Origin of the sequence: Leifsonia sp. 1010 (genome assembly GCF_031455295.1) — a bacterium.
Taxonomy (GTDB): domain Bacteria; phylum Actinomycetota; class Actinomycetes; order Actinomycetales; family Microbacteriaceae; genus Leifsonia.
In genome coordinates this window covers 559,344-584,676 of record NZ_JAVDSL010000001.1, presented here as the reverse complement: position 1 = coordinate 584,676, position 25,333 = coordinate 559,344, and the positions used below count along the sequence as shown (strand labels likewise).

Below are 25,333 nucleotides of genomic sequence, written 5' to 3'. Positions count from 1 at the left end.
CAAGATGAAATGCCTGTATTCGGAAGGAGGCGCGGGATGTCGACGAGCCCGACCCGGCGGGGTACCAGGCGACTGAGCACGCGCGCGCTTCTCATCATCGCGGCATTCGGCGCGCTCGGTGCGCTCCTGCTCATCCTCGTGGCGCCGGTGACCGCCCTGCTCGCGGCGCTCTTCCCGCCCGCCTACGCGCTCGCCGCAGGCATGCACAGCATCCTGCCGTTCCTCGCGCGACGGCTGGTCGGCTTCCCCTGGACGACCACCATCGCGTTCGCGCTGGTCGGCCTGCTGGCGATCGGCTTCACGCCACTCGGAGCGCTCATCCTGATCCCCCTCGTCATCGCGGGCGTGGGATTCGACGTCACCCTGCTCGCGCTCGGCCGGCGCGGGCCGCTCCGACCCTGGCATTACGCGGTCGGGGCGCTCGTCACGGCCGTCCTGCTGTTCCTGGTCTCGCTGCCGGTGATGTCGCCGGACGATCTCGCTGCGCCGATCCTTCTGCTCACCCTGCTGGGCCGAGTGGTGAGCCAGCTCGCCGCGGCCGGGATCGCCTGGCTGCTGGGCGACCGCGTGCTCCGTGCAGGCATCATGCGGGCGCCGACCGGAGACCGCGGCGACGGCGCGGAGCCCGCGCTGCGGCCCTGAGTCGCGTCCCACGATCCTCACTCCCTCTCCACCAGCAGGTGGCGATCGAGCGCGACCGCGATCGCCTCATCGCGCGTGGAGACGCCCAGCTTGCGGTAGACGCTCCGCAGCTGCGACTTGACGGTGTTCACCGACACATTGAGCGCAGCCGCGATCGCACTGTGCGATGGATGCTGCAGCAGCGTCGCGAGGACGGCCGTCTCCCGCGGCGTCAGCGGGATGTCGGGTCCCTTTCCGCGCACCAGAGCTCCGATCCGGTCGAGCTCCAGCGTCTCGCCGTACCCGAGGGCGGCGAGGGCGTGCGTCACGCGGGCGAGATCCGCCGCCGGGAGCAGTGCGAGGGGCAGCAGCAGCCCGCTCCGTTCGATGATGGCGCCGAGGTGGTCGACGACCGACGTCACGCGGTCCTCGTCGGAGAAGCGCAGCAGCGCCGCCGCCTCCAGGGCGACCGCCTCGGCGCGCCGGCGGGTCGTCAGCACCGCGTTGGAGAGGGGCCGCAGCTGTTGCAGCGCGGCCCCATGCCGGCCGAGGAAGAGCTGCACGCGCGCCGAGCCGATTCGCTTCTCGACCTCGCCGGCGTCGCGTTCGAGCACGGCCTCCGCCGAATCGGGATGACCGAGAGCCAGCTCGAGCACCGCCCGAGCGGTCGCGAGCGCTGCCCGCACGGCGCCCGACCGGCCCTCCGCGCCTCGTCCCCCGATCGTCTGATCGAGGTGGGCGAGTCCGCGGCCGGGGTGACCGCAGACCAGTTCGAGCGTCGCGGCCGTGACGGCGTAGGGCATCCAGTGCGGGGTCGTCCGCAGGTCGACCGCCGCGTCGGCGAGGTGCTCCCTCGCCGCATCCTGATCGAGGTCGTCGAGGGCGAGGATCGCCTCGGCGACGCTCAGCAGCATGGCGTCGTCGTGCCGGAGCTGCCGAGCACGCGAGCGAGCCGTGCGGATGTGCTCTCTCGCCTCTCCGCCGTCGCCGTTCCTCGCGTTGAGCAGGGCGAGCATCACGACGTTGCCGAGCGACGGCCCGGTGGCGAGAGGATGAGCGTGCGCCAGGCCGCGTTCGAACGCGGCCAGCGCCTCCCCGCCGTTGCCCGTGTACAGCAGGCTCGTGCCCACGTGCGTGTGCAGGCCGCTCACCGTGTCCGCGTTCCGGCGGTCGTCCGCGCTGAGGTGCTCGAGCTCGGTCGCGGCACCTCGCGCCGCGGCCGCGGCGCTCTGCGCACGGCCGAGCGCGAGGTGCACCTGCGCCTGGTCGGCCAGCAGGATGGCCCGATCGATCCGGCGCAGTTCGGGGCCGGTGTCCTGGAGCGCGGCGGTGGACTCGCCGACCCGCCGCAGACCACCCGCGCGGTGCGGGAGCGTGGTGGGGTCGGTGTGGCCGGCCAGCAGCGCCAGCAGCGGCCGCCCGGTCAGCGACCCGCGTGGCAGCCCCTGGATCGTCGCGGCGCGATCCGGAACCGGGCCGGCCAGGAGGTCGAACCATCGACGACGGGCCACCTCCGTCGCCGCATCAGGACCATCGGACGCGAGGGCGTCATCCAGTTCGGACCAGGCCTGGTCGAACAGTGTTCGCTCTCCGCGGCCGGTCGCACGTTCTTCCGTTGTGCTTTCTGCTCGTTCCACGAGCTGTCCTCCGAGATTCATGACGCGCGTCCACGCGTCCGGGAACCAGGAGGATGCAGGCGCCCGCGCAGAGGGGTCGCCCTTCTCCGGGGTCTCAGGAGCGCGGGTCGGCGCGTCGGCTCACGCCCAGCGCGGGCGTCATTCGAACCGGCGCGACACCGAAGCATGTTCGGGCCGCTGCTGTGAGTGGAGGCGTCAAGCCTCCATCCGGAGGAGGGGGATCAGCCGGGGCTGACGTCGTGGTCGCCCGGCGGAGCGGAGGAGGGTTCGGTTGAGCGCGCGGCGCACGACGTGTCGTACGGCGCGAACGGCGGGATCCAGGCGTCGACCGGCTCGGCTGCGGAGCCGGAGCCACCGGAGCCGGACGAGGTGAGCACGCCCTCGGTCGACGAGGTGGGGCTGAACGCGGGCCCGTGGATGGGGCCGTCGGCCGGAGTGGCCACGGCCGAAGCAGCGTCCGGGGAGGGCGCGGGAGTGGCGGTCGGAGCGGGGCATTCCGCGGCGTGGTCGGCTGCGGAGTCCGCGTCGGACTCTGTGGCCGCGGGCGCGCCGGCCGCAGCTGGGGCGGCAACGGGCGCGGCCACCGGATCGACGGTTCCCGTCGCGGTGCCCGGGGTGGCGCTTCCGTCTCCGGGGGCAGTCGTGGTGGGGGGAGGCGTCGGCTCACCCGCAGGTGGCGGGGGCGGAGTGGGCGATGTCGTGCCGCCTCCCGAGCCGGTGACCCCGCCGACGACGCCGTCGACGACTCCGACGACCGAACCCGTCGGAGTCGGGCCGAGGAGCGTGTCGACCACACCGCCCACGACGGGCAGCGACGTGACCAGCGGATCCACGGCACCGGTGACCGGCGCCAGCACCGAACCGACGAGCCCGCCTGACGAGCCGGACCCGGCGCTCGGCGACGGCGAGCTGCCGGGAAGCAGCGCACCGACCGTTCCGTTGACGACGGATCCCAGCAGAGAGTGCTGAGGCGGAGGAGCCTCGTCCGCGGAGGCGGAGGCAGGCTGGAGGGCGAAGCCGAGAGCGGTCAGCAGACCGGCTCCCGCGAGTCCCAGGAGAGCGAGGCGCAGGGTCCTGCGGCGGGGCTCGTCTGCGGCGCGCGGCAGAGGTTCGACCGGGTCGGTCACGATTCCCCCTTTCGCACGTCGCTGATCGGGACTATAGCGAATATGTTGTCGACGCGGTGGAATTCGCGTTACGGGCGCTGCTCCAGCTGGCGCTCCCAATCGTGCGGAACGCGCTCCGCGGGGCCGGGGACGGTCTGGTCCTCCGGGTGGCTGAGCGGCGGCGCGAGTTCGGGGCCGCCGACGAAGCCCTGACGGCGGTAGTCCCAGAACCAGTCCTCGCCGGGCTCGTAGCTGCGGATGATGGGATGCCCCGTGGCCTCTGCGTGCTTCGTTGCGTGGGTGTTCAGCGAGTCGTCGCAGCAGCCGACGTGACCGCAGGCGGCGCAGCGCCGGAGGTGGAGCCACCAGCTGCCGGTCTGCGTGCATTCGACGCAGCCGGGGCCCGAGGGCGGAACGCTCGGGTCGATCGCTTCGGTGCGGGCGTGGTCGGTCATCGCGGCTCCTCGGTGTGGTCGGTGTCGTCGGGGTCGTCGGTCTGTTCGGTGCGTTCGTCGAGTTCCACGATCCCGCCCGGCGGGACCATACGCAGCCGAGCGGTCAAGCCGTGCTCCGCGAACGCGGTACGCACGTCCTCCTGGCCCTGGGTGAAGTGCGCCCAGCCCTCCGCGTGCACCGGGACGACGACGGCGTCGCCCAACAGGGCAGCCGCGCGGGCCGCCTTCTCCGCGGCCAACGTGAGGAACGCATCCAAGCGCGCCGTGCGTGCTGCGCCGACGTGGAGCACCGCGACGTCGATCGGCCCGAGGTTCTCGGCGACCTCCTCGACGACACGCAGCGAGGCGTTGTCGCCGCTCACGTACACCGTCGGCATCCCGTCGCCGGCCAGGACGAATCCGAGAACCGGACCCGACGACGCCTCGGTGCCGTCCGGCCCGTGCTGTGCGGGCACGGCGTGCACCCGCAACTCCGAACCGTCCGGGCGCGGGATGGTCAGGTGCGTCCACGGGCCGAGCCCGCGAACCGTCCCTTCGACGCGCTCGGCGGCTGCTGTCGTGCTCACCGTCAGCGGTGCGTCGCGGACGAACACGCGCCCCCGGTCGTCGAGGTTGTCCGGGTGCTGGTCGTGCGAGAGGAGCACCAGATCCACTGCGCCGATCTGCTCCGGGGTTCGGCTCGGCCCGGTCGTCTTCACCAGCACGCGTTCGCCGACAGGGTGGTCGCCCGGCGGGTCGAACGTCGGATCGGTGAGGATGCGGAGGCCGCCCAGCTCGATCAGGGCCGTCGGGCCGCCGATCAGTTCGATGCGGACGGTCATCGGTTCTCCTCTCCGCGCTGCGGTCGCCGGGTCACCCGCAGTCGCACGAAACGGTAGCCGATCCCGACGGCGATCACCACGATCCCGGCGACGATGGCGGCGACCGGGAGGGTGGCGACGAGCACGACGCAGCCGATCGCGCCCGCGACGGCGAGGAACTGCGGATACCTGCGGTGCGCGCGGTCCTGCGTCCAGGCGGACGCGTTGGCGATCAGGTAGTAGAGCAGCACGCCGAAGGACGAGAAGCCGATCGCGCCGCGCAGATCCGTGACGGCGACCAGCACGCAGACGACCAGTCCCACGGCGAGCTCGGCCCGGTACGGAACCCGGTAGCGCGGGTGCACGTCCGCGAACCACGAGGGGAGGTCGCTCTGGCGCGCCATCGCAAGGCTCGTCCGCCCGATCCCCGCGATCATCGCGAGCAGGGCGCCGAGCGCTGCGGCCGCTGCGCCGATCCGGATGACGACGCCCGGCCAGGCCGCGCCGCTGGTGTCGGCCACCGCCCCGAGTGGAGCGGCCACCTCGGCCAACCCGGCCGCGCCGAGAGCGTGCAGCGTCGCGAGCGCGACCAGCACGTAGACGACGAGCGTGATGCCGAGTGCCGTCACGATGGCCCGCGGGATCGTGCGTTCCGGCTCCACCACCTCCTCGCCCATGGTGGCGATGCGGGCGTATCCGGCAAACGCGAAGAACAGGAACCCCGCCGACTGGAGGATGCCGTAGGCGGTGACCGCGGGTCCCGGTTGCGCGGCGCTCGGCGCGGTGTGCGTGAAACCGATGACGACCGCGACTGTCAGCGCGACCAGCGAGACGGCGACGAGGATGCGCGTCAGCAGCGCCGTCCGCGTCACGCCGACGCTGTTGACCAGCGTGAGCACGGCGACCGCCGCGATCGCGACCGGCTTCACCCACGGACCCGGCACGGCGTAGGTCGCGAAAGTCAGCGCCATCGCGGCCGAGCTGGCCGTCTTCCCGACGACGAACGACCAGCCCGCGAAGAAGCCCGCCCACTCGCCGAGGCGTTCACGCCCGTAGACGTAGGTGCCGCCCGAGGTCGGGTACTGGGCGGCCAGCTGGGCCGACGACGTCGCGTTGCAGAACGCGATGAACCCCGCGATCGCCAACCCGACGAGCAGCCCCGCGCCCGCGGCGGAAGCGGCGGGGGAGAAAGCGGCGAAGACCCCGGCGCCGATCATCGACCCTAGGCCGATGCCGATGGCGTCTCCGAGGGTGAGCCGTCGGAGGAGGGCGCCTCCCCGATCCGGGCTGGATGCGGCGGTCACGCTCGCAGTGTACGGGACGCGGGTGACGTGGATTTCAGGACAAATAAGCCGTGCGGCGCAGGCGTCACGACCGGCGGGTGTTGCGCGTCCTCGTCTATGACGGGACTTCTCTGCCCGTCACGGTCGTAGACAGGGTTCCTTCCGGCGTGCCGGGTGAGGGACGGGGGTCGACGCGTCTGGGTGGAACGAAGGTGGTATCTGCGATGCGCAGATCGCGATGGTCTCGGTTGGTGGGTCTTCTTGCGGCGCCGGTGGCGGCCGCAGCGTTACTCGTGCCGGTCGGAGTTGCGGCGGATCCTGCAGCCGCGTGGGTACGCAAGTCGACGACCTGCAAGTACTCCGGCTCGGCGGCGCTCTACATCAAGTACCCGGCAGCGGCACCCGCAACCTACCGCTCGTCGTTGACGCGGGCGGCGGTTGCGTGGTCGGCATGGTCCGGCACCACCGGTGTGAGCATCTCGGTGATCGATGAGGCGGCCCCGGTCCCGGCCGGCGGCGTCAGCGTGAAGTTCAACGTCCAGGAGGAGTTGGGGCCGGCAACCTACGCAAACGCGTCACCGAAGTGCGCCAGGGGCACGGGAAGGTTCGCAGGCGGAGTCCTGAACATCGCGACCGTGTGGATGGAGACGGCGACCGATACGCTTCGCCAGACCATCTTCACGCACGAGATCGGCCACATCATCGGCCTCGGGCACAACGAGGACCAGAACGTGTGCGCGACGGTCATGTCAGCGGTGAACACCGAAGACTCCATCTGCGGCGACAACGGCGGCCCCTATGTGGACGACGTCGCCGGGGTGGTGGCGATCTGGCGTCCGAACGCCACACCGGGGTTTCCCGCCGAGTCCCGCATCAACGTCGCGTCGGACTCCAGGCGGCACCTGGCGTCGTCCTGGGCGTCGACGTCCGGTTGGGCGCGCCCGGTGGGCTTCCGTCCAGCGTCGCCGGACGGCTACTGGGACTGGACGTTCGTCAAGGACAAGGCGAACGACGGCTGGGGCTGGATCGTCAATTCCGCGTCCGGCTACTGCCTCAAGCGCGAGTCGCGAACGAGTTCCACGCACATGGGGTGGTGCAAGGACGACTCCGCCCGCTGGTTGGTCCGTCCCGGTGCGAACGGCGCCAGGCTGCTCAATAAGGCGACCAATTACTGCCTCGGAGCGACGAAGTTCGAACCCGGGTTCCCCGACCACGCCACCACGGTGGACTGTACCCATCCGGACTCGCTCCTGCAGATCGCGAAGACGACGCAGACGCGCACGAAGCGGTCTCTGCCGGAGGCGACGTCGGTCGGCGGCCCGATCGTCGGAGCAGGGTCGGATCGCTGCCTGACTGCCCAGGGCGGCCTGTACTCACCGGGGCGGGAGGTGGCCATCTTCTCGTGCGCAGGAACGGCGGCCCAGAAGTGGCTGTTCAAGCCCGTTACGGGCGGCTTCCGGATCAGCGTGTTCCAAGACCCCGTGGTCCCGGACGCTGACGACATCCTGGTCGACGAGTCCGTCGCATCCGGAACGATGTGCCTGACCGGAGCGGGCGAGTCGGTCAGCACGCTGCCCTGCGTGCGATCGGCGGCGACGACGTGGACGGCCGCTCCGGATGGGACGCTACGCAATCAGGGGACCGGGACGTGCCTGAACGTCCGAGGCGGTGCCACGAAGGACGACTCGCGCCTCATGCTGTATCCGTGCTCCACCGAATCCAACATGGTGTGGAGTTCGCCGGAGCTCCTCACCGCCGGCGGTCTCGTGTCGCTCGCCCCTGTCTCGTCCGCGGGCGGCGTGCTGTCGACGGCTCCCGCTCCGGGCGGAAACCCCGACCAGCGCGTGCGGTCGGTACTGTCGAAGAACCCGGCGACCGACAAGGCTCGGTTCCAGTGGGAAGAAGTCGCCGGCAGCAACGGGGGCGGTCTCATCCGAAACGCGGAGACGGGAACGTGTCTGCGCTGGAAAGCGCAGGGCGCGGAGGCCGTCCTCGACGGGGCCTGTGACGGGAACGACGCTTCGTACCGCTGGGCGCCGACGCAGCAGGTGAAGGGCGCCTGGAAGATCCAGAACCAGTACACCGGAGAGTGCCTCGATCTCTGGTGGGCTCAGGACTCCGAGAACACCACCATCGGCATGCACGGATGCAACGGTGGAACCAACCAGTTGTGGCGGGCGGTGCCCAACCCGTCGCCGGAGCCGGCGTCCACCAACACACCCGGGGTCGCCAACCTGGCCGCGCTCGGCACGCCGACGCAGTCGTCGACCCTCGACCCGTACTCGTCCGGTGCCGCCAAGGCGGTCGACGGCAACACCGACGCGAACCCGTCCGCAGGCTCCGTCTCGGCCACGTCAGGGAGCGACGCGTACTCGTGGTGGCAGCTCGATCTCGGAGATCCGACGGCCGTCGGCACCGTCACCATCCATCACGCCGCGGGCTCTCATCCCTCGTACAACGAGTTCTACGTGCTGGCCTCGAACAGCCCCATCCCCAATTCGAATCCGGCGTACCTCGGAGGCAGCCAGATCACGGCCGTGCATGTCTACGAGCCCTGGGCGGCTACGACGGCGGTGAAGCTCGACGGCGACTACCGGTACCTCCGCGTCGCCCTCGATCGAGGTAGCCAGCTCTCGCTCGCGGAGGTCATGGTCGCCTCGCGGTGAGTGGTGGCTACCGCCCAGGGGGCCGGTTCGGTGTCGGCGTCACCGTGCTCGTCGAACACGGCCTCACCACTCCTGACCGACCGGGTGGTCGTCAGAGGCGAAGGACCCGCCGATGACGCCCCGCTCGTCCGGCATGCCCCGGTCCTCGCCGTCGCGCTCCAGCACGGCGACCGCGTCGTCCCGCGCCACGAATCCGATCGACTCGCCCGCCGTCGTCGAGAACCAGCCGGGGCGGTTCGCCGACACGCCCCACACCACGGCGTGACCCGGCCGGTCCAGCGCCGCCGCGGCCTCCATGAGCCGGACGGCGTCGCCCGGCGAGAACCACGTGGCGACGCCGAGCGTGTCGGTCGGGCGGTCGCCGAACTGGCAGATGCGCGCCGACACGACGGTCATGCCGAACCGGTCCGCGTACAGGCTGCCGAGCGCTTCCATCGCCGCCTTGCTCACGCCGTAGTACGTGTCCGGGCGGGGCGGGAGCACCTCCACGTCGCGCACGTCGGCCGCGCGCGCGAAGCCGACCGCGTGGATGGAGCTCGCCAGCAGGACGCGCTGCACCCCCGCGACCCGCGCCGCTTCGAGCACGTTCCGCGTCCCGTCGATGTTGACGGTGAGGATGTCGTTCCACGCGCGCTCGGTCGGGTAGCCCGCCAGATGCAGCACGATGTCTGCGCCCGCGAAGTGCTTTGTGAGCGCGTCGACGTCCTGGATCTCGGCGACCACGTGCTCCCAGGTGGCGTCGTCGGGTGCTTTTACCGCATCCAGAGTGCGCACGCGGTGCCCGTCGGCGATCAGCCGCGGTGCGATGGTCGTGCCGATCGTTCCGCTGCCGCCGGTGATCACGAAGAATGCCATCGGTGCTCCTCCCGTTCCGTCGCCTCCATCCGTACTCCGGCGCGCCGTCGCCCGCAGCCCCGATGGACCTCGGCGGCGGATCGGCGTACCGTCGCGCGGTCAGGACAGAAACGGAAGGACACGCAATGAGCGACGAGAAGAACCGCCCCGACGCCGACGACCTGCCCGACGGCTCCGGCTCCGACGGCAGCGCCCCCGAGCCCGGCGAGGACACCACCTCCGGCGGCGGCCCCGAGGACCCCTCGAAGTAGCCCCCCCTCCCTCCCATCCCCCGTCGAGTACACAAAAACTGCACGCCTCGGAGCCCTCCGGCGTGCAGTTTTTGTGTACTCGACGGTCGGGGCCGAGCGGCGGGATGGGTCAGCGGCGGTGGACGGGGCGCACGCTGAGGGACTCGACGGTGCCGGTGGGGGGCAGGTCGACCGCGGTGCGGACGGTCGCCGCGACCATCTCGGGCGTGATCGTGTACGTCGTGTCGTAGTCGAGGCCCTCGCGGGCGACGAGAGCACGTTGCATGTCGGTGTCGACCCGGCCCGGGTGGATGCTGCTGACGCGCACCCCGCGGGGACGCTCCTCCTCGCGCAACGCGTCGGTGAGCGCCCGCAGTGCGAACTTGGAGCCCGCATAGACCCCGCCGCCTGGCCCGCTGGAGAGGCCCGAGCCGCTGTTGATGGCGACCACCAGCCCTTCCGCGGCCCGCAGTGCCGGAAGCGCTCGCCGCGTGAGCGCGGCGACGGCGAACACATTCACCTCGAAGACGTGCCGCCACACGTCCGCGTCGGTCTCCTCGATCGTGCCGCCGTCTTCCACGCCGGCCGAGTGGACGAGCACGTCGAGTCGGTCGGGCAGCGGCGGAAACGAGGCGCCGGACAGGTCGGCGACCAGGTCGGCCACGTACGGCTCGGCCGACGGCAGCTCGGCGACCACCGCATCCACGGCCGCCGCGTCCCGCCCGCCGACCAGGATGTGGTGCGAGCGCCCGAGCTCGACGGCGATCGCCTTGCCGATGCCGCGGGAGGCGCCGGTGACGAGAGCGATGGGTCGCTTCGGTGCGGAGGACGCGGCGGATGCGGCTGACGACGTGTCGGAGGGTGTGGATGTGGTCATGCCTTCGACACTACGGCCGATCGCTCCTGCGGTCGGCCCCGGTTGGCCCTCTGAACCCGCCGCCCCCTAGGGTGTGGGTGTGTCGGAGGTGCAGGCGTGAGCGAGGTCGGTCGGCCCCCGGGCGTGCGCGAGGTCGCCGCGGCCGCCGGCGTCTCGCGCCAGACCGTCTCCCGCGTGCTCAACGACCACCCGAGCATCCGGCCGGAGACCCGTGCCCGGGTGCTCGCCGCGATGGCCGACCTCGACTTCCGGCCGAACCGCGCTGCCCGCATGCTGACCACTGCGCGCTCGCGGACCATCGGGGTGCTGGCCGCGTCGGCCTCCTCCCTCTTCGGCCCGGCCTCGAGCATCGACGCCGTGGAGAATGCCGGCCGCGCCGCCGGTTACACCGTCACCGTGGCCCACGCCGCGTCCCTCGACCCGTCCGATTTGCAGGCGGCCATCGGGCATCTGCGCGAGCAGGCCGTCGAGGGGATCGTCGTGATCGCACCGCAGCAGCGGGTTCAGGATGCGATGGGCCAGTTCTCGCTCTCCCTGCCGTCGGTGACCCTGCACGGCGCGGGCGGCGCCGGCGACGAGGGCGTCTTCGTCGATCAGGAGCTCGGCGCACGCCTCGCCACGCGGCATCTCCTGGCGGCCGGGCACCGCCGCATCGCGCACCTGAGCGGACCGGGCGACTGGACGGAGGCGCGCGCCCGGCGCGACGGCTTCCTCGCCGAGATGGCGGCCGCGGGCGCCGACGCCGTGGTGTCGCGCGAAGGGGACTGGACGGCAGCCTCGGGCGCGGCCATCGGCGCTGAACTCGTGGCCGACCGCTCCATCCGCGCCGTCTTCGCCTCGAACGACCAGATGGCGCTCGGCGTGCTGCACGCTGCGCGGGTCGCGGGGCGTTCGATCCCGGACGATCTGGCCGTCGTCGGCTTCGACGACATCCCCGAGGCGGCGTTCTTCGCGCCGCCGCTGACGACGGTCCGGCAGGAGTTCGCCGAGCTCGGCCGCCGCTGTGTCGCGCGCCTGGTCGCGCTGCTGGAGGGCGGTGACCTCGCGTTCGAGGAGCCCGTGGCCCCCGTCCTCGTCGTCCGCGACTCCGCCTGACCGCCGCGCGCCCCTCCGCCGCGCGCCCCTCCGCCGCGCGCCCCTCCGCCGCGCGAGATTTGCGCCAAATCGTGGGATAGCGACTGTCTTTCCGACGATTTGCGCGAAATCTCCGTCCCGCCGGTGCCGCCGCCGCAGATTCGTGCCGAATGTGCGGATTGCTCGTGCCATTCCGCACATTCGGCACGAATCTCGTGGCCCAGCCGCTCCGTAGATTTGCGCCAAGTCGTGGGATAGCGACGGCCTTTCCGACGATTTGGGCCAAATCTTCATCCCGCCGGTGCCGCCGCCGCAGATTCGTGCCGAATGTGCGGAATGCTCGCGCCATTCCGCACATTCAGCACGAATCTCGGTGACCCAGCGCCGCTCCGCACATTTGTGCCAAATCGCGGGATAGCGACTGTCTTTCCGACAATTTGGGCCAAATCTTCGTCCCGCCGGTGCTGCCACCGCCCAGATTCGTGCCGAATGTGCGGAATGCTCGCGCCATTCCGCACATTCGGCACGAATATGCGCGGCCGCCAGGGAGACGCGGCGCCCGCGCCGAGCGCCGCCCGCGCGGAGTGGCGCGCCGACGGGCGCGTGCCGTACACTCGAACCGTCAATGTGACCGGTCACAAAGGAGTGGATGCCACCATGGTGCCAGCCGACGCCGCCCCTGCGGCTCCCGGAGACGCAGCCGCCGCCCGCGCCCGCGAGGCCATCGAGTCGGGCCGCACCGCGCTCGGGATCGAGTTCGGCTCGACCCGCATCAAGGCCTGCCTGGTGGATGCGGATGACCCGTCGGTCGTCCTCGCCGTCGGCGCCCACGAGTGGGAGAACTCCTACGTCGACCGCCTCTGGACCTACCCGATCGAGGAGGTCTGGTCCGGCCTCCAAGCGGCGTACGCCGCCCTGGCCGCCGACGCGCAGACCCGCCACGGCGTCGCGCCGACCACCGTCGGCTCCCTCGGCGTCTCGGCGATGATGCACGGCTACCTCGCCTTCGACGAGGCGGGCGAGCTGCTCGTGCCGTTCCGCACCTGGCGCAACACGAACACGGGAGCGGCGGCACGCGAGCTGACCGACCTGCTGGGCGTCAACATCCCGCTCCGCTGGTCGATCGCCCACCTGCACCAGGCCGTCCTCGACGCCGAACCCCACCTCCCGGGCGTCCGGTCCGTCACCACGCTGGCCGGGTACGTGCACCGTCGGCTCACCGGGCGCCAGGTGCTCGGGGTCGGGGATGCGTCGGGCATGTTCCCGATCGACCCCGCGACCGGCGACTACGACGCCGAGCTCGTCGGCCGCTACGACCGGCTCGCCGCCGGCCGCATCCCTCCGCTCCGCGACCTGCTGCCCGAAGTTCTCTCCGCCGGAGAGCCCGCGGGCGACCTGACCGCTGAGGGTGCTGCGCTCCTCGACCCGTCCGGCACGTTGCGTCCCGGCGCGACCCTGTGCCCGCCCGAGGGCGACGCCGGCACCGGCATGGTCGCGACGGCATCCGTCGCACCGCGCACTGGCAATGTGAGCGCCGGCACCAGCATCTTCGCCATGGTTGTACTGGAGCGTCCGCTGGCCGAGGTGCACGACGAGCTGGATGTGGTGACCACCCCCGCAGGCGACCCGGTCGCCATGGTCCACTGCAACAACGGTGCCAGTGAGCTCGCCGAGTGGGCCGGACTCTTCGGCCGCTTCGCCGCCGCGTCCGGCCGCCCCGCCGATCCCGACGCCGTGTTCGACACCCTGCTGCGGGAGGCGCTGACCGGTGACGATGACGCCGGCGGCCTGCTCGCCTACAACCACCTCGCGGGCGAGCCCATCGCCGGGCTCACCGAGGGTCGTCCGCTCCTCGTCCGCACGCCGGGCAGCCGCTTCACCCTCGGCAACCTGGTGCGCGCGGAGGTCTACGGGGTGTTCGCGACCCTGGCGCTCGGGATGCGCGTCCTCGCACGCGAGGGCGTCGCGCTCGACCGGATGCTCGCCCACGGCGGCGTGTTCCGCACCGCCGGCGTCGCCCAGCGCTTCCTGGCCGGTGCCCTCGACGCTCCCGTCTCCGTCGCGCACACCGCCTCGGAGGGCGGGGCTTGGGGGATCGCCGTCCTCGCCGCCTACCTGGATGCGCGAGCCGAGAACGGCCAGGACCTCGACACCTACCTGCGCGAGCGCGTGTTCCGCGATGTCGCCTTCGAGACCGCCGAGCCGCGGCCGGAGGACGTCGCCGGCTTCGCCGCCTACCTCGACCGCTACGACGCCGGCCTCGCCGTGGAGCGCGCGGCCGTGACCGCCCTGCCCGACACCACCGCCTCCGCCGATCGCCCAACGGAAGGATCCGACCAGTGACCGACGCCCAGACCCCGACCGACGCAAACGCCGCCACTCCGACCCCCGAGTCCCCGGCCGTCCGCGCCGTCCGCGAGCGCGTCGCCGCCCTGCACGCCGAGCTGGTCCGCTACCAGCTGGTCGTCTGGACCGGCGGCAACGTCTCCGGCCGCGTGCCGGGCGAGGACCTGTTCGTCATCAAGCCGAGCGGCGTCGACTACGACGACCTCGCGCCCGAGAACATGATCCTCTGCACCCTCGACGGCGAGGTCGTCCCCGGGTCGCTCGGCTCCGAGCGGTCGCCGTCGTCCGACACCGCCGCCCACGCATTCGTCTACCGCAGCATGCCCGAGGTCGGCGGCGTCGTGCACACGCACTCCACCTACGCGACCGCCTGGGCGGCGCGCGCCGAGCCCATCCCGTGCGCCATCACCGCGATGGCCGACGAGTTCGGCGGTGAGATCCCGGTCGGGCCGTTCGCGATCATCGGCGACGACTCCATCGGCCGCGGCATCGTGTCGACGCTCACCGGTCACCGCAGCCGCGCCGTGCTCATGCAGAACCACGGCGTCTTCACCATCGGCTCCGACGCGCGCGACGCCGTGAAGGCCGCCGTCATGGCCGAGGATGTCGCCCGCACGATGCACATCGCGCGCCAGGGCGGCGATGTCGTCCCCATTCCTCAGGAGGCGATCGACCGCCTCTTCGACCGTTACCAGAACGTCTACGGACAGACCCCGGAAGGACCCACCGCCTGATGCCGAAGCTCATCACCTCCCTCGACGTCTACGAGGTCTGGTTCATCACCGGGAGCCAGCACCTGTACGGACCGGAGACCCTCGCGCAGGTCGCCGAGCAGTCCCGCGCCATCGCCGACGAGCTGGGCGCGTCGCCCGACGTGCCCGTGAAGATCGTGTGGAAGCCGGTCCTCACCGACGCCGACGCCATCCGCCGCATCATGCTCGAGGCGAACGCCGACGACCGCGTCATCGGCGTGATCGCGTGGATGCACACCTTCAGCCCCGCGAAGATGTGGATCGCCGGCCTCGACGCGCTGCAGAAGCCGCTGCTCCACCTGCACACGCAGGCGAACGTCGAGCTGCCCTGGGCCGAGATCGACTTCGACTTCATGAACCTCAACCAGGCCGCCCACGGCGACCGCGAGTTCGGCTACATCCTGACGCGCCTCGGCGTGCCGCGCACCACGGTCGCCGGGCACGTCTCGAACCCGGTCGTCTCGGCACGCGTCGGCACGTGGATGCGCGCAGCGGCCGGCCGGGCCGCCACCCGCACGCTGAAGCTCGCCCGCTTCGGCGACAACATGCGCTTCGTCGCCGTCACCGAGGGCGACAAGACCGAGGCCGAGCACATCTTCGGTGTCCAGGTGAACACGTGGGGCGTGAACGAGCTGGCGGATGCGGTCGCCGCGGCGCCGGCCGACGCCGTCGACGCCCTCGTCGCCGAGTACGAGGAGCAGTACGACGTCGCTCCGGAGCTGCGCCGCGGCGGCGAGCGCCACCAGTCACTGCGCGACGGCGCGGCCATCGAGCTGGGCCTGCGTTCTTTCCTGGAGGAGGGCGGTTTCGGCGCGTTCACGACAAGTTTCGAGGATCTGGGCGCCCTGAAGCAGCTGCCCGGGCTCGCCGTCCAGCGGCTGATGGCCGAGGGTTACGGTTTCGGTGCTGAGGGCGACTGGAAGACCGCCGTCCTGGTGCGCGCGGCCAACGTGATGGGCGCGGGCCTGCCCGGCGGCGCATCCCTCATGGAGGACTACACGTACGACCTGACGCCCGGCGACGAGCGCATCCTGGGCGCGCACATGCTCGAGGTGAGCCCGTCGCTCAGCTCGGCGACGCCGACGCTCGAGGTGCACCCGCTCGGCATCGGCGGCAAGGACGACCCGGTCCGACTCGTCTTCACGGCGGACCCGGGTCCGGCGGTCGTCGTGGCGCTGTCGGATGTGCGCGACCGGTTCCGCCTGGTCGCCAACGTGGTCGAGGTGGTCGAGCCGTCGGCTCCGCTGCCGAAGCTGCCGGTCGGCCGCGCGGTGTGGAAGCCGCAGCCCGACTTCACGACGTCGGCGACCGCGTGGCTCGAGGCCGGCGCGGCGCACCACACGGTGATGAGCACCGCGGTCGGGGTCGAGGTCTTCGAGGACTTCGCCCGCATGCTGCGCACCGAGCTCATCGTCATCGACGACACGACGACGCTCCGCTCGGTGCGCCGCGATCTCGACGCGAACGCCGCCTACTACCGCCTCGCGCGCGGCATCTGACGCATCACCCGCGGCCGGAGTTGGATGTCAGCTCCGGCCGCGGGGTGCCGGCAGCGACGCGACCACCACCTCCAGCAGCCGGTCCGCCTGCGCGAGGCCGTCCGGCCCGGCCGGGACCCGCCAGAGCGCGCTGAGCAGAAGCAGGATGTCGCCGGGGTCGGCTCCCGGCCCGATGTCGCCGTCGGCGACCGCCGCATCCAGCAGCCGTCCGATCGCGTTGGTCACCGGCGCGTAGGTGGCGTCGATCACCGCCTACGCCGAGGGGCTGGCCAGCGCTTCCCGAGCCCGTGCTTGATGCGCACCAGCTCGGCCAGCTGCCGCGACCAGCTGCGGAAAGCGTCGAGCGGCGCCTCTTTCGCCAGCAGCTCGTCCACCGCGCCCTCGAGTCCGTCGATCTCCGCCGCGTAGACGGCGAGCAGCAGCGCTTCGCGGGTGGGGAAGTGCCGATACAGGGATGTCGAGCTCACGGAGGACGAGGTGACGGCGCTGATCGCTCCGTGCACCCCGCGGTACGACTTCCAGGGCGTCTCGGACGAGGCGACGATGAACGCGATCCGCGCGCGGGTTCCGGGTATGGCCCTGAGTTGAGCCCCGCGAACTGGGGGTAACCGGGGTACAAATTATGTCCTCATTAACGGGGACTTCTGGGGATAACAAGCGTAGCCTCAAGCGCAGATGAGAAATCCTCATCTCGCCCGAAAGCTCGAGCGAAGTCAGATGAGACGCTCCTGGGGGAGTGCCGGAGACGGTCATCATGATCGCGCAGACCACACGTTCACCTCACCGCTGGCACCGCCGCACCCGGAAGGAGCCGCGTCGTCGGTCGGTGGTCTCCATCGTCGCGACCACGCTGCTCGCCGTGGCCACCGTCGTGGCGGGCTCCGTGGTCGGCGGAGGGTTGTACTACGCCGGCAGCGTCGCATCGACCTTCAACTCCACGGTGACGCACATCCCGCGCGCCTTCCCGCCCGCCGCGACCCGGCCGACCCCCGTCTCGACCGGCGCCATGAACATCCTGCTCATCGGCTCCGATTCCCGCGGAGATCCGACGACCGTCGGGCAGAGCACCGAGTCCGACCAGCGCTCCGACACCATGATGCTCGTGCACATCGACGCCGACCGCAAAGACGTCTACATCATGTCGATCATGCGCGACCTCTGGGTTCCGATCCCCGGCAAGGGCACGGCCAAGATCAATGCCGCGCTCGCCTGGGGCGGGACGCCGCTGGTGATCCAGACGGTCGAGCAACTGCTCCAGACGCACATCGACCACGTCGCGATCATCGACTTCCAGGGCCTCGAAGGGATGACGGACGCGCTCGGCGGAGTGGATGTGGACAGCCCGGTCGGCTTCACCACGGTCAAGAAGCCGCACTACACCTTCGTTCAGGGCATGAACCACCTCGACGGCGCCCAGGCTCTCGCCTTCGCCCGGGAGCGGTACGCGTTCCCGACGGCCGACTACCAGCGCGTGGCCAACCAGCAGGCGCTCCTGCGGGCCATCGTCGCCAAGCTGCTCAGCCGCGGGACGCTCGCCGACCCGGCCGCCGTCACGTCGTTCGCCGGAGCGACCGGCCGGTACCTCAGCCTCGACGAGCAGTTCGACCTCCCGACGATGATCGGGCTCGCGGCGAGCATGCGCCTCGACGGCCCGTCCAGCATCCACGCCTTCACGATGCCGACCGCCGGAACCGGGACCTCATCCGACGGGCAGTCGATCGTCAACGTGGATGAGGGGACCCTCCCGGCTCTCCGCTCCGCCCTCGCGGACGACGCGCTCGGGACGTTCACCTCGGTCCACTGAGACCGGACGGGTCAAGCCCGGCGCAGCATCCGCAGGCCAGCGGGAACCGACAGCGCCGCGACCGCGGCGTCGAACACCACCAGCACCGGCACGAGCGGCCAGAAGATGAGGGCCATGCCGACGAGCAGCACGGGCACCGCCAGACCGATGTACGCGATCAGGAAGATCGCGGCGAGCACCTCACCGCGGCGCTCCGGGGCGGCGAGCGAGGCCGCCGCGGCGATCGCCGAGCGGAACTGGAGACCGACACCGGCGCCCGCCAGCACACCGCTGACCAGGAAGACCGCGAACGAGGCCGTCAGCACGCCGGCCGCGAGGCCCGCGAGCCCGACGAGCATGAGGACGAGGGCCAGGATCAGCTGCGCGCGGGAGGAGACCCGGGCGAAGACGATCTGCGAGATCGCCGACGCTGCGAACACCGCGAACGGGACGAACCCGGCCAGCAGGTGCGAGGTCTGGTGGAGGGTGACGACGAGCACGCTCGGGGCCAGCGACGTGAACAGCCCGAAGACCGCGAAGCCGGCGAAGGCGGCGACGGCCGCGGCGGAGAAGGCTCCTCGCGCTTCGGCGGGCAGCGAGATCCGCTGCGGGCGGTACGCCGGACGCTCTTCCGCGCACTCCACAGTCTCCGGAACGAGGGCGACGGCGACGGCCGCGACCGCGAGCACGACGAGGAACACCGCGTACGGGAGCAGCAGCGGCTCGGGCAGGAACTGTGCGAACGCTCCGCCGATCAGCGGGCCGAGCGCGAGTCCGCCCGTGTTGACGACCGTGGAGACGGTCCCGGCGGTCGCGGGCCCCTCGTCCGGCCGGGCGACGGCGCGCAGCTCGCTGAGGTGCGCGGTCGCGCTCGCCGTCAAGGCGCCGACACCGATTCCGGAGAGGGTGCGCGCGACGATCAGGCCGGCGACATCGTTCCAGACCAGGAAGAGGGCGGCGGAGACGATCTCGATGAGCACGGCGATGAGCACCATCCTGCGTCGGCCGGCGATGTCGCTCAGGTGGCCGATGAGGAAGAGGCTGGCGATGACGCCGACCGCGTACGCGGCGAAGATGACGGTCACCACCCAGGTCGGGAAGCCGTCGCGTGCCTGGTAGAACGCGTACAGCGGAGTGGGGATGGTCGAGAAGGCCATCACGGCGAGGAACGCCGCCGCGATGACCCAGAAGCCGGCGCCGTGGCGCAGGCGGAAGGAGCGCCGGGTGCGGCCCGGTGCGGCCTCCATCCGGGGAGCGGAGCCGGTGGGGGCGGAGAAGTCGAGCGTGCTGGTCATGCTTCGATGGTGCTCCTCGGCGAGCATCGAGTCCAACGGAAATAGCCGATGCTGACGATCGATATGAGCGATCGTCGACGCTAGGCTGCATCTATGGACACGCGCCAGCTCGAGTACCTCGTCGCCGTGGCCGACGAGCTCAACTTCACGCGCGCCGCTGCCCGCGTCTTCGCGGCGCAGTCGACTGTCTCTGCGGGCATCCGGAGTCTCGAATCGGAACTCGGGACGGCGCTGTTCGAGCGGGATGCGCACGGCGTGCGGCTCACCGAGGCGGGCCGGACCGTGCTGCCCGAGGCGCGCAGCGCGATCGACGCCGTGGAGAGGATGCGCGAGTTCACCGACGAGCACGGCCCCCTGCGCGGCACGGTCCGGGTCGGCATCTTCACGAACCTGACCACCATCGACCTGCCGGGCATCATGGGCGAGTTCCACCGGCGGCATCCACACGTCGACCTCCGCCTCGGCCCGTCGCCCAGCGGATCCACCGGCCTGGTGGAGGAGGTGCGCCAGGGGCGGCTCGACATCGCGTTCCACGGCCTGCCCGACGCGGTTCCCGACCTCATCATGCGACCGCTGGTCGACTCCCCGTTCCTCGCCGTGCTGCCGGAGGATCACCCGCTCGCCCGCCGCCGCACTGTCGCGCTCGCCGACCTGGCGGAGGAGGCCTGGGTGGACTCGCGTGTCGGCTTCGGCAACCGCGTCACCCTCGATCGCGCGCTGCAGGCCCTCGGCCTGACTCGTCGGGTGCCCACCGAGTTGTCCGACCTGGGCGAGATCCCGCGCTTCGTCGCCGCGGGACTGGGCGTGGCCGCCCTGCCGGAGCTGACCATCATCCCGGCGGAGGGAGCCGTCGTGCGCCCCCTGACCGAACCCGTGGACTGGCGGCTCAGCGCCATCGCCCGTCGACGCCCCGGCCGTGCCGCGGAGGCGCTGCTCGACCTGCTCACCGAGCGGATCGGCGCCCCCTAGGCCGAGAGCTACCCTCCGCCGCCCGGGATGCGCAAGACTCTGACCAGGGAGGGCGCGTGGGCGGCGAATCGGACTTCACTGACCAGTTGCGGCTGGAGCTGCGGCATCGCATCCGCCCCATGCCCGGGAGGAACCCGAAGGAGCGCGGCCGGACCACGACTCCCCTCGAACTGCTGTACGACCTCACGTACGTCGTCGCCTTCGCCGCCGCGTCGGATCAGCTCGCCGAGCAGCTCGCGCACGGCGACGTCTGGCCGGCTCTCGGGGCCTACGCGTTCGCGGTGTGGGCGGTCAGCTGGGCGTGGCTCAACTTCACCTGGTTCTCGTCCGCCTACGGCAACGACGACGTGCTCATCCGTCTGGCGACCATCGTGCAGATGATCGGGGTGATCGTGCTCACGTACGGCCTTCCCGTCAGCTTCGAGCGCGCGGCGGATGGCGAGAGCCCGAACAACCTGCTGATGGTGATCGGCTACATCATCATGCGGGTGCCGCTGATCGTGCTGTGGCTGCGGGCGGCGCGGACCGACCCCGACCATCGCCGCAACGCCATCTCGTACGTCGTCATCATCTCGGTGGCGCAGGTGGGCTGGCTGCTGACGGCGATCGTGCCGCTGCCGGTGGGAGCCACCGTCTCGGCGATCGTGGTGCTCGCGCTCGCCGAGATGATCGCCCCGGTGGCGGCGACCCGGCTGTACGGCTTCTCGCCCTGGAACCCCGGTCACCTCGCCGAACGGTTCGGCCTGCTGACACTGATCACCATCGGCGAGGTCATCGCCGGGACGACGGCCGCCGTCGGCGCACTCACGCAGGAGGCGGGATGGTCGCCCGAGGCCGTGCTGATCGCCTCCTCCGGTCTGGTGATGGCGGCCGCCGTCTGGTGGAGCTACTTCCTGGTGCCGTCGCGGCTGGTGCTGGAACGGCGGCCGGAGCGGGCGTTCGGCTGGCGCTACGCGCACCTCGCCCTGTTCGGGACGATCGCGGCCATCGGCGCCGGCCTGCACCTGACCACGATCGCAGTGGAGAAGGGAGGCGTCTCACTGCTGGGTGTCGCGCTCGCCCTCGCGGTCCCCCTGGCCGCCACGATCGTGCTGATCTTCCTGATCTGGAGCGTGCTGCTCCGGTCGTTCGACCTCACGCACCTGCCGCTCCTGCTGATCACCCTCGCGCCTCTCGCCGCGGCGGTCGTCGTCGGCGCTCTGACGCATCCCGGCGAGCCCGTCGACCTGGAACAGCCGGGCCAGCTCACCGCCCTGAGCACCGTGATCGGGCTGGTCGCGCTCGGCGCGGTGGTCGAGGTGGTCGGCCACGAGCTCGTCGGCTTCCGTCACACCCTGCGTGCGTGGCGGAACGACCCCTCGACCTCCCCGGTCACCGCTGCGGACGCGCGTCCGAGCTGAGCTCCGGTTCGTCCTGGATCTCGGCGCGGCGGTCGCCGCGCGTCTTCAGGAGGCTGGCCGTGGCGGCCACCGCGATCGTCGCTCCGATGAAGAGGAGCGAGAACCAGGTCGGGATCTCGGGGATCCACTCCACGTGCCGGCCGCCGTTGATGAAGGGCAGCTCGTTGACGTGCAGCGCGTGGAAGACGAGCTTGACGCCGATGAAGCCCAGGATGACCGCGAGGCCCTGCGACAGGTAGACGAGCCGCTCGAGGAGGCCGCCGATGAGGAAGTACAGCTGGCGGAGTCCCATCAGGGCGAAGGCGTTGGCGGTGAAGACGATGTACGCCTCGCTGGTGAGACCGTAGATCGCGGGGATGGAATCGACGGCGAAGACCACGTCGATGAGGCTGATCGCGATGATGGTCAGCAGCATCGGGGTGACGAAGCGGCGCCCGTCCTTCTTCACCGTGAGCCGGTCGCGGTTGTACTCGTCGGTGACGGGCAGGTGCCGCCGGATGAACCGCATCACCCGGTTGTCGGTCGGGTCGGAGTCGTGGGAGCCGAACGCCTGACGCCACGCCAGGAAGAGCAGGAGGGCGCCGAAGAGGTAGAAGACCCACGAGTAGTTCTCGATGAGCCCGGCTCCGACGGCGATGAACGCGCCACGGAGGATCAGCGCGATGATGATGCCGATCATCAGCACCTTCTGCTGGTATGCCTTAGGCACGGCGAACGCCGACATCAGCAGCAGGAAGACAAACAGGTTGTCGACCGAGAGCACCTTCTCGGTCAGGTAGCCCGCGAAGTACTCGCCGCCGTAAGTCCAGCCGGAGACCATCCCGATGCCGACGCCGAACAGCAGCGCCAGACCGATGTAGAACGCGGACCACCGGGCCGACTCGCCGATGGTCGGCTCGTGCGGCTTGCGCACGTGCGCGAAGAACTCGTAGACGAAGAACGCGATCGTGACGGCGATCGTGATGATCCAGATGAGCGGGGTGACCTGCACCGGGAACTCCCAAGGGGTAGGCGGAACGTCTCGCCAAGGTCTCCTCCGCCCCGACCGGATCGACGATCTCGGTTCGGGACCAGTGGCCCGGGATGCGATGGCGCATCCGTAATGACGGGCTCACTGCCGACGGGAGTACTCCCCTTGTTGTCGTCCAGCCTACCGGGAATCGTCCTGGCAGAGTTCTGGGAACCCGAAGGGAACTCGCTGCGGCCCAGCGGTCACAGGTCGGTGCCGGTGTGCTCCTTCAGTGCGGCAACGACCGCATCCTGGAACGCCCGATCGGTGGCGGCGGGATGCGGTCGCTGCTGCCGCTGGTGGTGCCAGTACGCCGAGGTGCGGGTCTCCGGGTCTTCGCCCTCGGCGAGCCAGACCTGCGTGCGGTGGCCGAGCTCGAGGTCGTCGGGCGCGTTGCGGCCGCCCATCCGCGTGGGCACCCAGCCCGGGTCGACCGCGTTGCTGAACACGCCGGGACGGAGGCGGGGGAGCGCCGCGGCGAGCGCCGTCACGATCAGCTTGCTGTCCGAGTACGACGCCGTGCGCGTCCGCCCGGACCAATCGAGTCTGTCGAGCGTCGCGTGGCCACCCCGGTGCATCCCGCTGCTGAGATAGACGTAGCGTTCGGCCGGGACCAGCGCGGTCAGGAGGTAGGGGGCGACGACGTTGACCGGGAGGATGCCGGCGCCGTCGATCACTCCGGCGTTGTTGATGACCGCGTCCACGCCGCCGGCATCCGCCACCTGATCGGCGAGCGCCTGCACCTGCTCCTCGTCGGAGAGCTCCGCCGCCAGGATCACCCCATCGTCGCCCAGCGCATCCCGGAGCTCGCCCGCCCGGTCCAGGCTGCGGACGTGCCCGACCACGGTGTGGCCGTGCTCCGCCAGCTCGCGTGCGGCACCGAGCCCGAGCCCGCTCCCTGCGCCGGTCACCAGAATCCTCGCCATCTCTCGCCTCCTCGTCGCCTTCCACGCTAGACGCGCCGACGCGTCATTACGATGAAGACGACCCCCTGCCCTCCCGTCGACCCTGGAGTCCTCCTATGAGCACGTTCTCGGATGAGTCCGCGCACTCGTTCTCCGCGGGTGCTGACCCCGAGCCCGAGAGCGCCGACGACATCCGGCTGACGATCGACCGGGATGTGCTCCGGCAGTTCCAGGAGGCCGTCGACGCGGGCGACTACGACGCGGCGACGGCCGTGGTCCGGGACCACTGGTTCGATGTCGCCATCGGGATCCGGCAGGGTTTCGCGCAGGTCGCCGAGCGCATCCCGGCGGGCGAGCTTCACACGCGTCCGCTGCTCATGATGATGCTCGGCATCGCCTACAACCTCCAGCCGAACCGGAGGATGAAGGGACTGCGTTACTTCGTCGGAGCCGCCCGGGCCGCCCGTCACGGCATCGAGCGGGTGGGACCGGTCGACCGGGCGCTCATCCTCGCCAGCGAGAGTGCCGCCTACCGCCTGATCGGGCGCCCGCGCCTCGGTATCGCGCCGGCGCGCAAGGCCGTGGCCGCCCTGGACGGACTCACGCTGGATCAGCGCTCCGCCGTGCAGGCGCTGTCACGCATCTACGCTCACGTCGGCACCACCCAGTACTACGCGGGGCAGGTCGAGCTGGCGCTGGAGACGTTCGAGAAGGGCATGGCCGAATCGCCGCCCACCGGCTACTCCTCCGGCTTCGCCAACATCGCGATGTCGGCCGGCATCCACGCGTTGAGGGGCGACATCCACGAGGCGATGGCGTACATCGAACTGGCTCAGGACGAGCAGTGGACCGACCAGCAGCGCTCCTGGTATCCGGGTACGTTCTACCGCGTCGCCGAGGCGGTCGTGGCGCTGGAGCGGTTCGACGCCGAGGGGGCTCGCACGCAGCTGGCGGCGATGGTCCACGATCGCCGGACGATCGAGCACTGGCGCGCCATCGCCGCGACCGAGGCGCTCGTCGATCTGGTCGCGGGCCGACCCTCCGCTGGTCTGGCGGGGATCGACGCCTACGCCGCCCTGCGAGGTGCGGAGGGTCGCGGGACGGCCGCCCGCCGTGAGCTCGCACCGCACCGGGCGCTGCTGCACATCGCGCTGGGCGACCTCACCTCCGCGTCGACCGTCCTGCGGCAGCTCGAGCCGGGCAGCGCCCAGCGCCACGTGGGTCTCGCGCGCGTCGAACTGGCCCTCGGCCGCACCGGCGCCGCGCTCCAGCAGGTGCGCCGGGTCGCCGGAGCACCGCTCGATGCCCGCACGCACGCGGAGGCGCTGGCCCTCGAGGCCGCCGCGCTGCTGCGCTTCTCGAGCGGACCTCGCCGCACATCCGTCGTCGACCAGCTGGGCGAGCTTCTCCGCGCGACCGGCCAGCGGCTCGCCGTCGCGCTGGTGCCGGTCGAGGACTTCCCGCACCTGCTCGGCGCCCTGGAGAGTGCGGGATTCGGGGAGGTGCTCGCCGACATCCCCGTCCGCTCCCTCCTGCTGCCGCTGCCGGAGGGCGAGCCGCTGAGCAAGCGCGAACTCGCCGTCCTCGAGGCCTACCTGCGCACCCCGCGCGTGCCCCAGGTGGCGGAGGAGCTCGGCGTCTCCGTGAACACGGTCAAGAGCCAGATCCGCAGCATCTACCGGAAGCTGGATGTGTCTAACCGGGACGAGGCGATCGCCGTCGCGCTCGACCGGCACCTGGTGCGGCTGCCCGACTGACGTTCGTCGACGGC

The 25,333-nt window shown here is 71.2% G+C and carries 23 protein-coding genes; 11 read left to right on the top strand and 12 right to left on the bottom strand.

The genetic code is table 11. From position 1 onward, the window contains the following. Nucleotides 1–36: 36 nt before the first annotated feature. Nucleotides 37–642 carry a hypothetical protein gene (locus J2Y42_RS02800; RefSeq protein ID WP_309854829.1) on the top strand — a complete coding sequence of 202 codons (606 nt, stop codon included), beginning with the start codon at nt 37–39 and terminating at the stop codon, nt 640–642. A 17-nt stretch (nt 643–659) separates the two neighbouring features. Here the strand turns inward: J2Y42_RS02800 and J2Y42_RS02795 are convergent, their stop codons facing one another. From J2Y42_RS02795 to J2Y42_RS02775, 5 genes are all read right to left on the bottom strand, one after another. Further along, complete coding sequence (locus J2Y42_RS02795; RefSeq protein WP_309854827.1) at nt 660–2,258, bottom strand: helix-turn-helix transcriptional regulator; 1,599 nt, start codon at nt 2,256–2,258, stop codon at nt 660–662. Nucleotides 2,259–2,479: 221 nt separating this feature from the next. Then, nucleotides 2,480–3,385, bottom strand: coding sequence for a hypothetical protein (locus J2Y42_RS02790; RefSeq protein ID WP_309854825.1), 906 nt, complete (start codon nt 3,383–3,385; stop codon nt 2,480–2,482). Between the two features lie 68 nt (nt 3,386–3,453). After that, complete coding sequence (locus J2Y42_RS02785) at nt 3,454–3,819, bottom strand: UBP-type zinc finger domain-containing protein (RefSeq protein WP_309854823.1); 366 nt, start codon at nt 3,817–3,819, stop codon at nt 3,454–3,456. Continuing rightward, nucleotides 3,816–4,640 (bottom strand): MBL fold metallo-hydrolase, encoded by an 825-nt coding sequence (locus J2Y42_RS02780; RefSeq protein ID WP_309854821.1) that lies wholly within the window; start codon nt 4,638–4,640, stop codon nt 3,816–3,818. Before J2Y42_RS02780 ends, J2Y42_RS02785 begins: the two co-directional genes overlap by 4 nt. Further along, entirely contained in the window at nt 4,637–5,923 is a 1,287-nt protein-coding gene (locus J2Y42_RS02775; RefSeq protein ID WP_309854819.1) for an APC family permease, read from the bottom strand. The genes J2Y42_RS02780 and J2Y42_RS02775 overlap by 4 nt, the downstream gene beginning before the upstream one ends. 272 nt (nt 5,924–6,195) lie before the next feature. Between J2Y42_RS02775 and J2Y42_RS02770 the strand changes: the two genes are divergently transcribed. Then, nucleotides 6,196–8,568, top strand: a complete 2,373-nt coding sequence (locus J2Y42_RS02770) for a ricin-type beta-trefoil lectin domain protein (RefSeq protein WP_309854817.1) — start codon at nt 6,196–6,198, stop codon at nt 8,566–8,568. Nucleotides 8,569–8,631: 63 nt separating this feature from the next. Here the strand turns inward: J2Y42_RS02770 and J2Y42_RS02765 are convergent, their stop codons facing one another. After that, the gene (locus J2Y42_RS02765) at nt 8,632–9,423 is read right to left on the bottom strand and encodes an NAD(P)-dependent oxidoreductase (RefSeq protein WP_309854815.1); all 792 of its coding nucleotides are present in this window, start codon (nt 9,421–9,423) and stop codon (nt 8,632–8,634) included. Nucleotides 9,424–9,548: 125 nt separating this feature from the next. Between J2Y42_RS02765 and J2Y42_RS02760 the strand changes: the two genes are divergently transcribed. Beyond that, complete coding sequence (locus tag J2Y42_RS02760) at nt 9,549–9,674, top strand: hypothetical protein (RefSeq protein WP_309854813.1); 126 nt, start codon at nt 9,549–9,551, stop codon at nt 9,672–9,674. A 109-nt stretch (nt 9,675–9,783) separates the two neighbouring features. Here J2Y42_RS02760 and J2Y42_RS02755 read toward each other — a convergent pair whose 3' ends face one another. After that, entirely contained in the window at nt 9,784–10,530 is a 747-nt protein-coding gene (locus J2Y42_RS02755; RefSeq protein WP_309854811.1) for an SDR family oxidoreductase, read from the bottom strand. A gap of 96 nt (nt 10,531–10,626) precedes the next feature. Here J2Y42_RS02755 and J2Y42_RS02750 point away from each other — a divergent pair, with 96 nt between their 5' ends. The 4 genes from J2Y42_RS02750 to araA all read left to right on the top strand — a co-directional run bounded on the left by J2Y42_RS02750 (nt 10,627) and on the right by araA (nt 16,201). Continuing rightward, nucleotides 10,627–11,625, top strand: coding sequence for a LacI family DNA-binding transcriptional regulator (locus tag J2Y42_RS02750; protein WP_309854809.1), 999 nt, complete (start codon nt 10,627–10,629; stop codon nt 11,623–11,625). A 636-nt stretch (nt 11,626–12,261) separates the two neighbouring features. Further along, nucleotides 12,262–13,947 (top strand): FGGY-family carbohydrate kinase, encoded by a 1,686-nt coding sequence (locus J2Y42_RS02745; RefSeq protein ID WP_309854807.1) that lies wholly within the window; start codon nt 12,262–12,264, stop codon nt 13,945–13,947. Then, the gene (locus J2Y42_RS02740) at nt 13,944–14,684 is read left to right on the top strand and encodes an L-ribulose-5-phosphate 4-epimerase (protein ID WP_309854805.1); all 741 of its coding nucleotides are present in this window, start codon (nt 13,944–13,946) and stop codon (nt 14,682–14,684) included. The genes J2Y42_RS02745 and J2Y42_RS02740 overlap by 4 nt, the downstream gene beginning before the upstream one ends. After that, on the top strand, nt 14,684–16,201 hold the full coding sequence (araA, locus tag J2Y42_RS02735; protein ID WP_309854803.1) for an L-arabinose isomerase: 1,518 nt from the start codon (nt 14,684–14,686) through the stop codon (nt 16,199–16,201). The genes J2Y42_RS02740 and araA overlap by 1 nt, the downstream gene beginning before the upstream one ends. A gap of 27 nt (nt 16,202–16,228) precedes the next feature. On the opposite strand, the gene J2Y42_RS02730 is transcribed toward araA, so the two are convergent. Continuing rightward, the gene (locus J2Y42_RS02730) at nt 16,229–16,450 is read right to left on the bottom strand and encodes a hypothetical protein (RefSeq protein WP_309854801.1); all 222 of its coding nucleotides are present in this window, start codon (nt 16,448–16,450) and stop codon (nt 16,229–16,231) included. Then, entirely contained in the window at nt 16,447–16,668 is a 222-nt protein-coding gene (locus J2Y42_RS02725; protein WP_309854799.1) for a hypothetical protein, read from the bottom strand. The genes J2Y42_RS02730 and J2Y42_RS02725 overlap by 4 nt, the downstream gene beginning before the upstream one ends. Nucleotides 16,669–16,955: 287 nt before the next feature. On the opposite strand from J2Y42_RS02725, the gene J2Y42_RS02720 reads away from it, so the two are divergent. Then, nucleotides 16,956–18,005, top strand: a complete 1,050-nt coding sequence (locus J2Y42_RS02720; protein ID WP_309854797.1) for an LCP family protein — start codon at nt 16,956–16,958, stop codon at nt 18,003–18,005. Nucleotides 18,006–18,016: 11 nt separating this feature from the next. Here J2Y42_RS02720 and J2Y42_RS02715 read toward each other — a convergent pair whose 3' ends face one another. Further along, nucleotides 18,017–19,279, bottom strand: coding sequence for an MFS transporter (locus J2Y42_RS02715; protein ID WP_309854795.1), 1,263 nt, complete (start codon nt 19,277–19,279; stop codon nt 18,017–18,019). Between the two features lie 93 nt (nt 19,280–19,372). On the opposite strand from J2Y42_RS02715, the gene J2Y42_RS02710 reads away from it, so the two are divergent. Both J2Y42_RS02710 and J2Y42_RS02705 read left to right on the top strand, forming a co-directional pair. Next, nucleotides 19,373–20,248 carry a LysR family transcriptional regulator gene (locus J2Y42_RS02710; protein WP_309854793.1) on the top strand — a complete coding sequence of 292 codons (876 nt, stop codon included), beginning with the start codon at nt 19,373–19,375 and terminating at the stop codon, nt 20,246–20,248. 56 nt (nt 20,249–20,304) lie between these two features. Then, a complete protein-coding gene (locus J2Y42_RS02705) occupies nt 20,305–21,648 on the top strand; it encodes a low temperature requirement protein A (RefSeq protein WP_309854791.1) in 1,344 nt (447 codons plus the stop codon). Here J2Y42_RS02705 and J2Y42_RS02700 read toward each other — a convergent pair. Then, nucleotides 21,620–22,639, bottom strand: coding sequence for a TerC family protein (locus J2Y42_RS02700; RefSeq protein ID WP_309854789.1), 1,020 nt, complete (start codon nt 22,637–22,639; stop codon nt 21,620–21,622). The two genes, J2Y42_RS02705 and J2Y42_RS02700, sit on opposite strands and share 29 nt — an antisense overlap. Nucleotides 22,640–22,860: 221 nt before the next feature. Next, nucleotides 22,861–23,583: an SDR family NAD(P)-dependent oxidoreductase gene (locus J2Y42_RS02695; RefSeq protein ID WP_309854787.1), complete on the bottom strand. Its 723-nt coding sequence runs from the start codon at nt 23,581–23,583 to the stop codon at nt 22,861–22,863. Nucleotides 23,584–23,678: 95 nt separating this feature from the next. Between J2Y42_RS02695 and J2Y42_RS02690 the strand changes: the two genes are divergently transcribed. Further along, nucleotides 23,679–25,319, top strand: coding sequence for a LuxR C-terminal-related transcriptional regulator (locus J2Y42_RS02690; protein ID WP_309854785.1), 1,641 nt, complete (start codon nt 23,679–23,681; stop codon nt 25,317–25,319). Nucleotides 25,320–25,333 lie beyond the last annotated feature (14 nt).

Coding starts and splice junctions, on each gene's coding strand:
- J2Y42_RS02800 (WP_309854829.1), top strand. CDS start 37: ATGTCGACGAGCCCGACCCGGCGGGGTACCAGGCGACTGAGCACGCGC.
- J2Y42_RS02785 (WP_309854823.1), bottom strand. CDS start 3,819: ATGACCGACCACGCCCGCACCGAAGCGATCGACCCGAGCGTTCCGCCC.
- J2Y42_RS02780 (WP_309854821.1), bottom strand. CDS start 4,640: ATGACCGTCCGCATCGAACTGATCGGCGGCCCGACGGCCCTGATCGAG.
- J2Y42_RS02765 (WP_309854815.1), bottom strand. CDS start 9,423: ATGGCATTCTTCGTGATCACCGGCGGCAGCGGAACGATCGGCACGACC.
- J2Y42_RS02760 (WP_309854813.1), top strand. CDS start 9,549: ATGAGCGACGAGAAGAACCGCCCCGACGCCGACGACCTGCCCGACGGC.
- J2Y42_RS02755 (WP_309854811.1), bottom strand. CDS start 10,530: ATGACCACATCCACACCCTCCGACACGTCGTCAGCCGCATCCGCCGCG.
- J2Y42_RS02745 (WP_309854807.1), top strand. CDS start 12,262: ATGGTGCCAGCCGACGCCGCCCCTGCGGCTCCCGGAGACGCAGCCGCC.
- araA (WP_309854803.1), top strand. CDS start 14,684: ATGCCGAAGCTCATCACCTCCCTCGACGTCTACGAGGTCTGGTTCATC.
- J2Y42_RS02720 (WP_309854797.1), top strand. CDS start 16,956: ATGATCGCGCAGACCACACGTTCACCTCACCGCTGGCACCGCCGCACC.
- J2Y42_RS02715 (WP_309854795.1), bottom strand. CDS start 19,279: ATGACCAGCACGCTCGACTTCTCCGCCCCCACCGGCTCCGCTCCCCGG.
- J2Y42_RS02710 (WP_309854793.1), top strand. CDS start 19,373: ATGGACACGCGCCAGCTCGAGTACCTCGTCGCCGTGGCCGACGAGCTC.
- J2Y42_RS02695 (WP_309854787.1), bottom strand. CDS start 23,583: ATGGCGAGGATTCTGGTGACCGGCGCAGGGAGCGGGCTCGGGCTCGGT.
- J2Y42_RS02690 (WP_309854785.1), top strand. CDS start 23,679: ATGAGCACGTTCTCGGATGAGTCCGCGCACTCGTTCTCCGCGGGTGCT.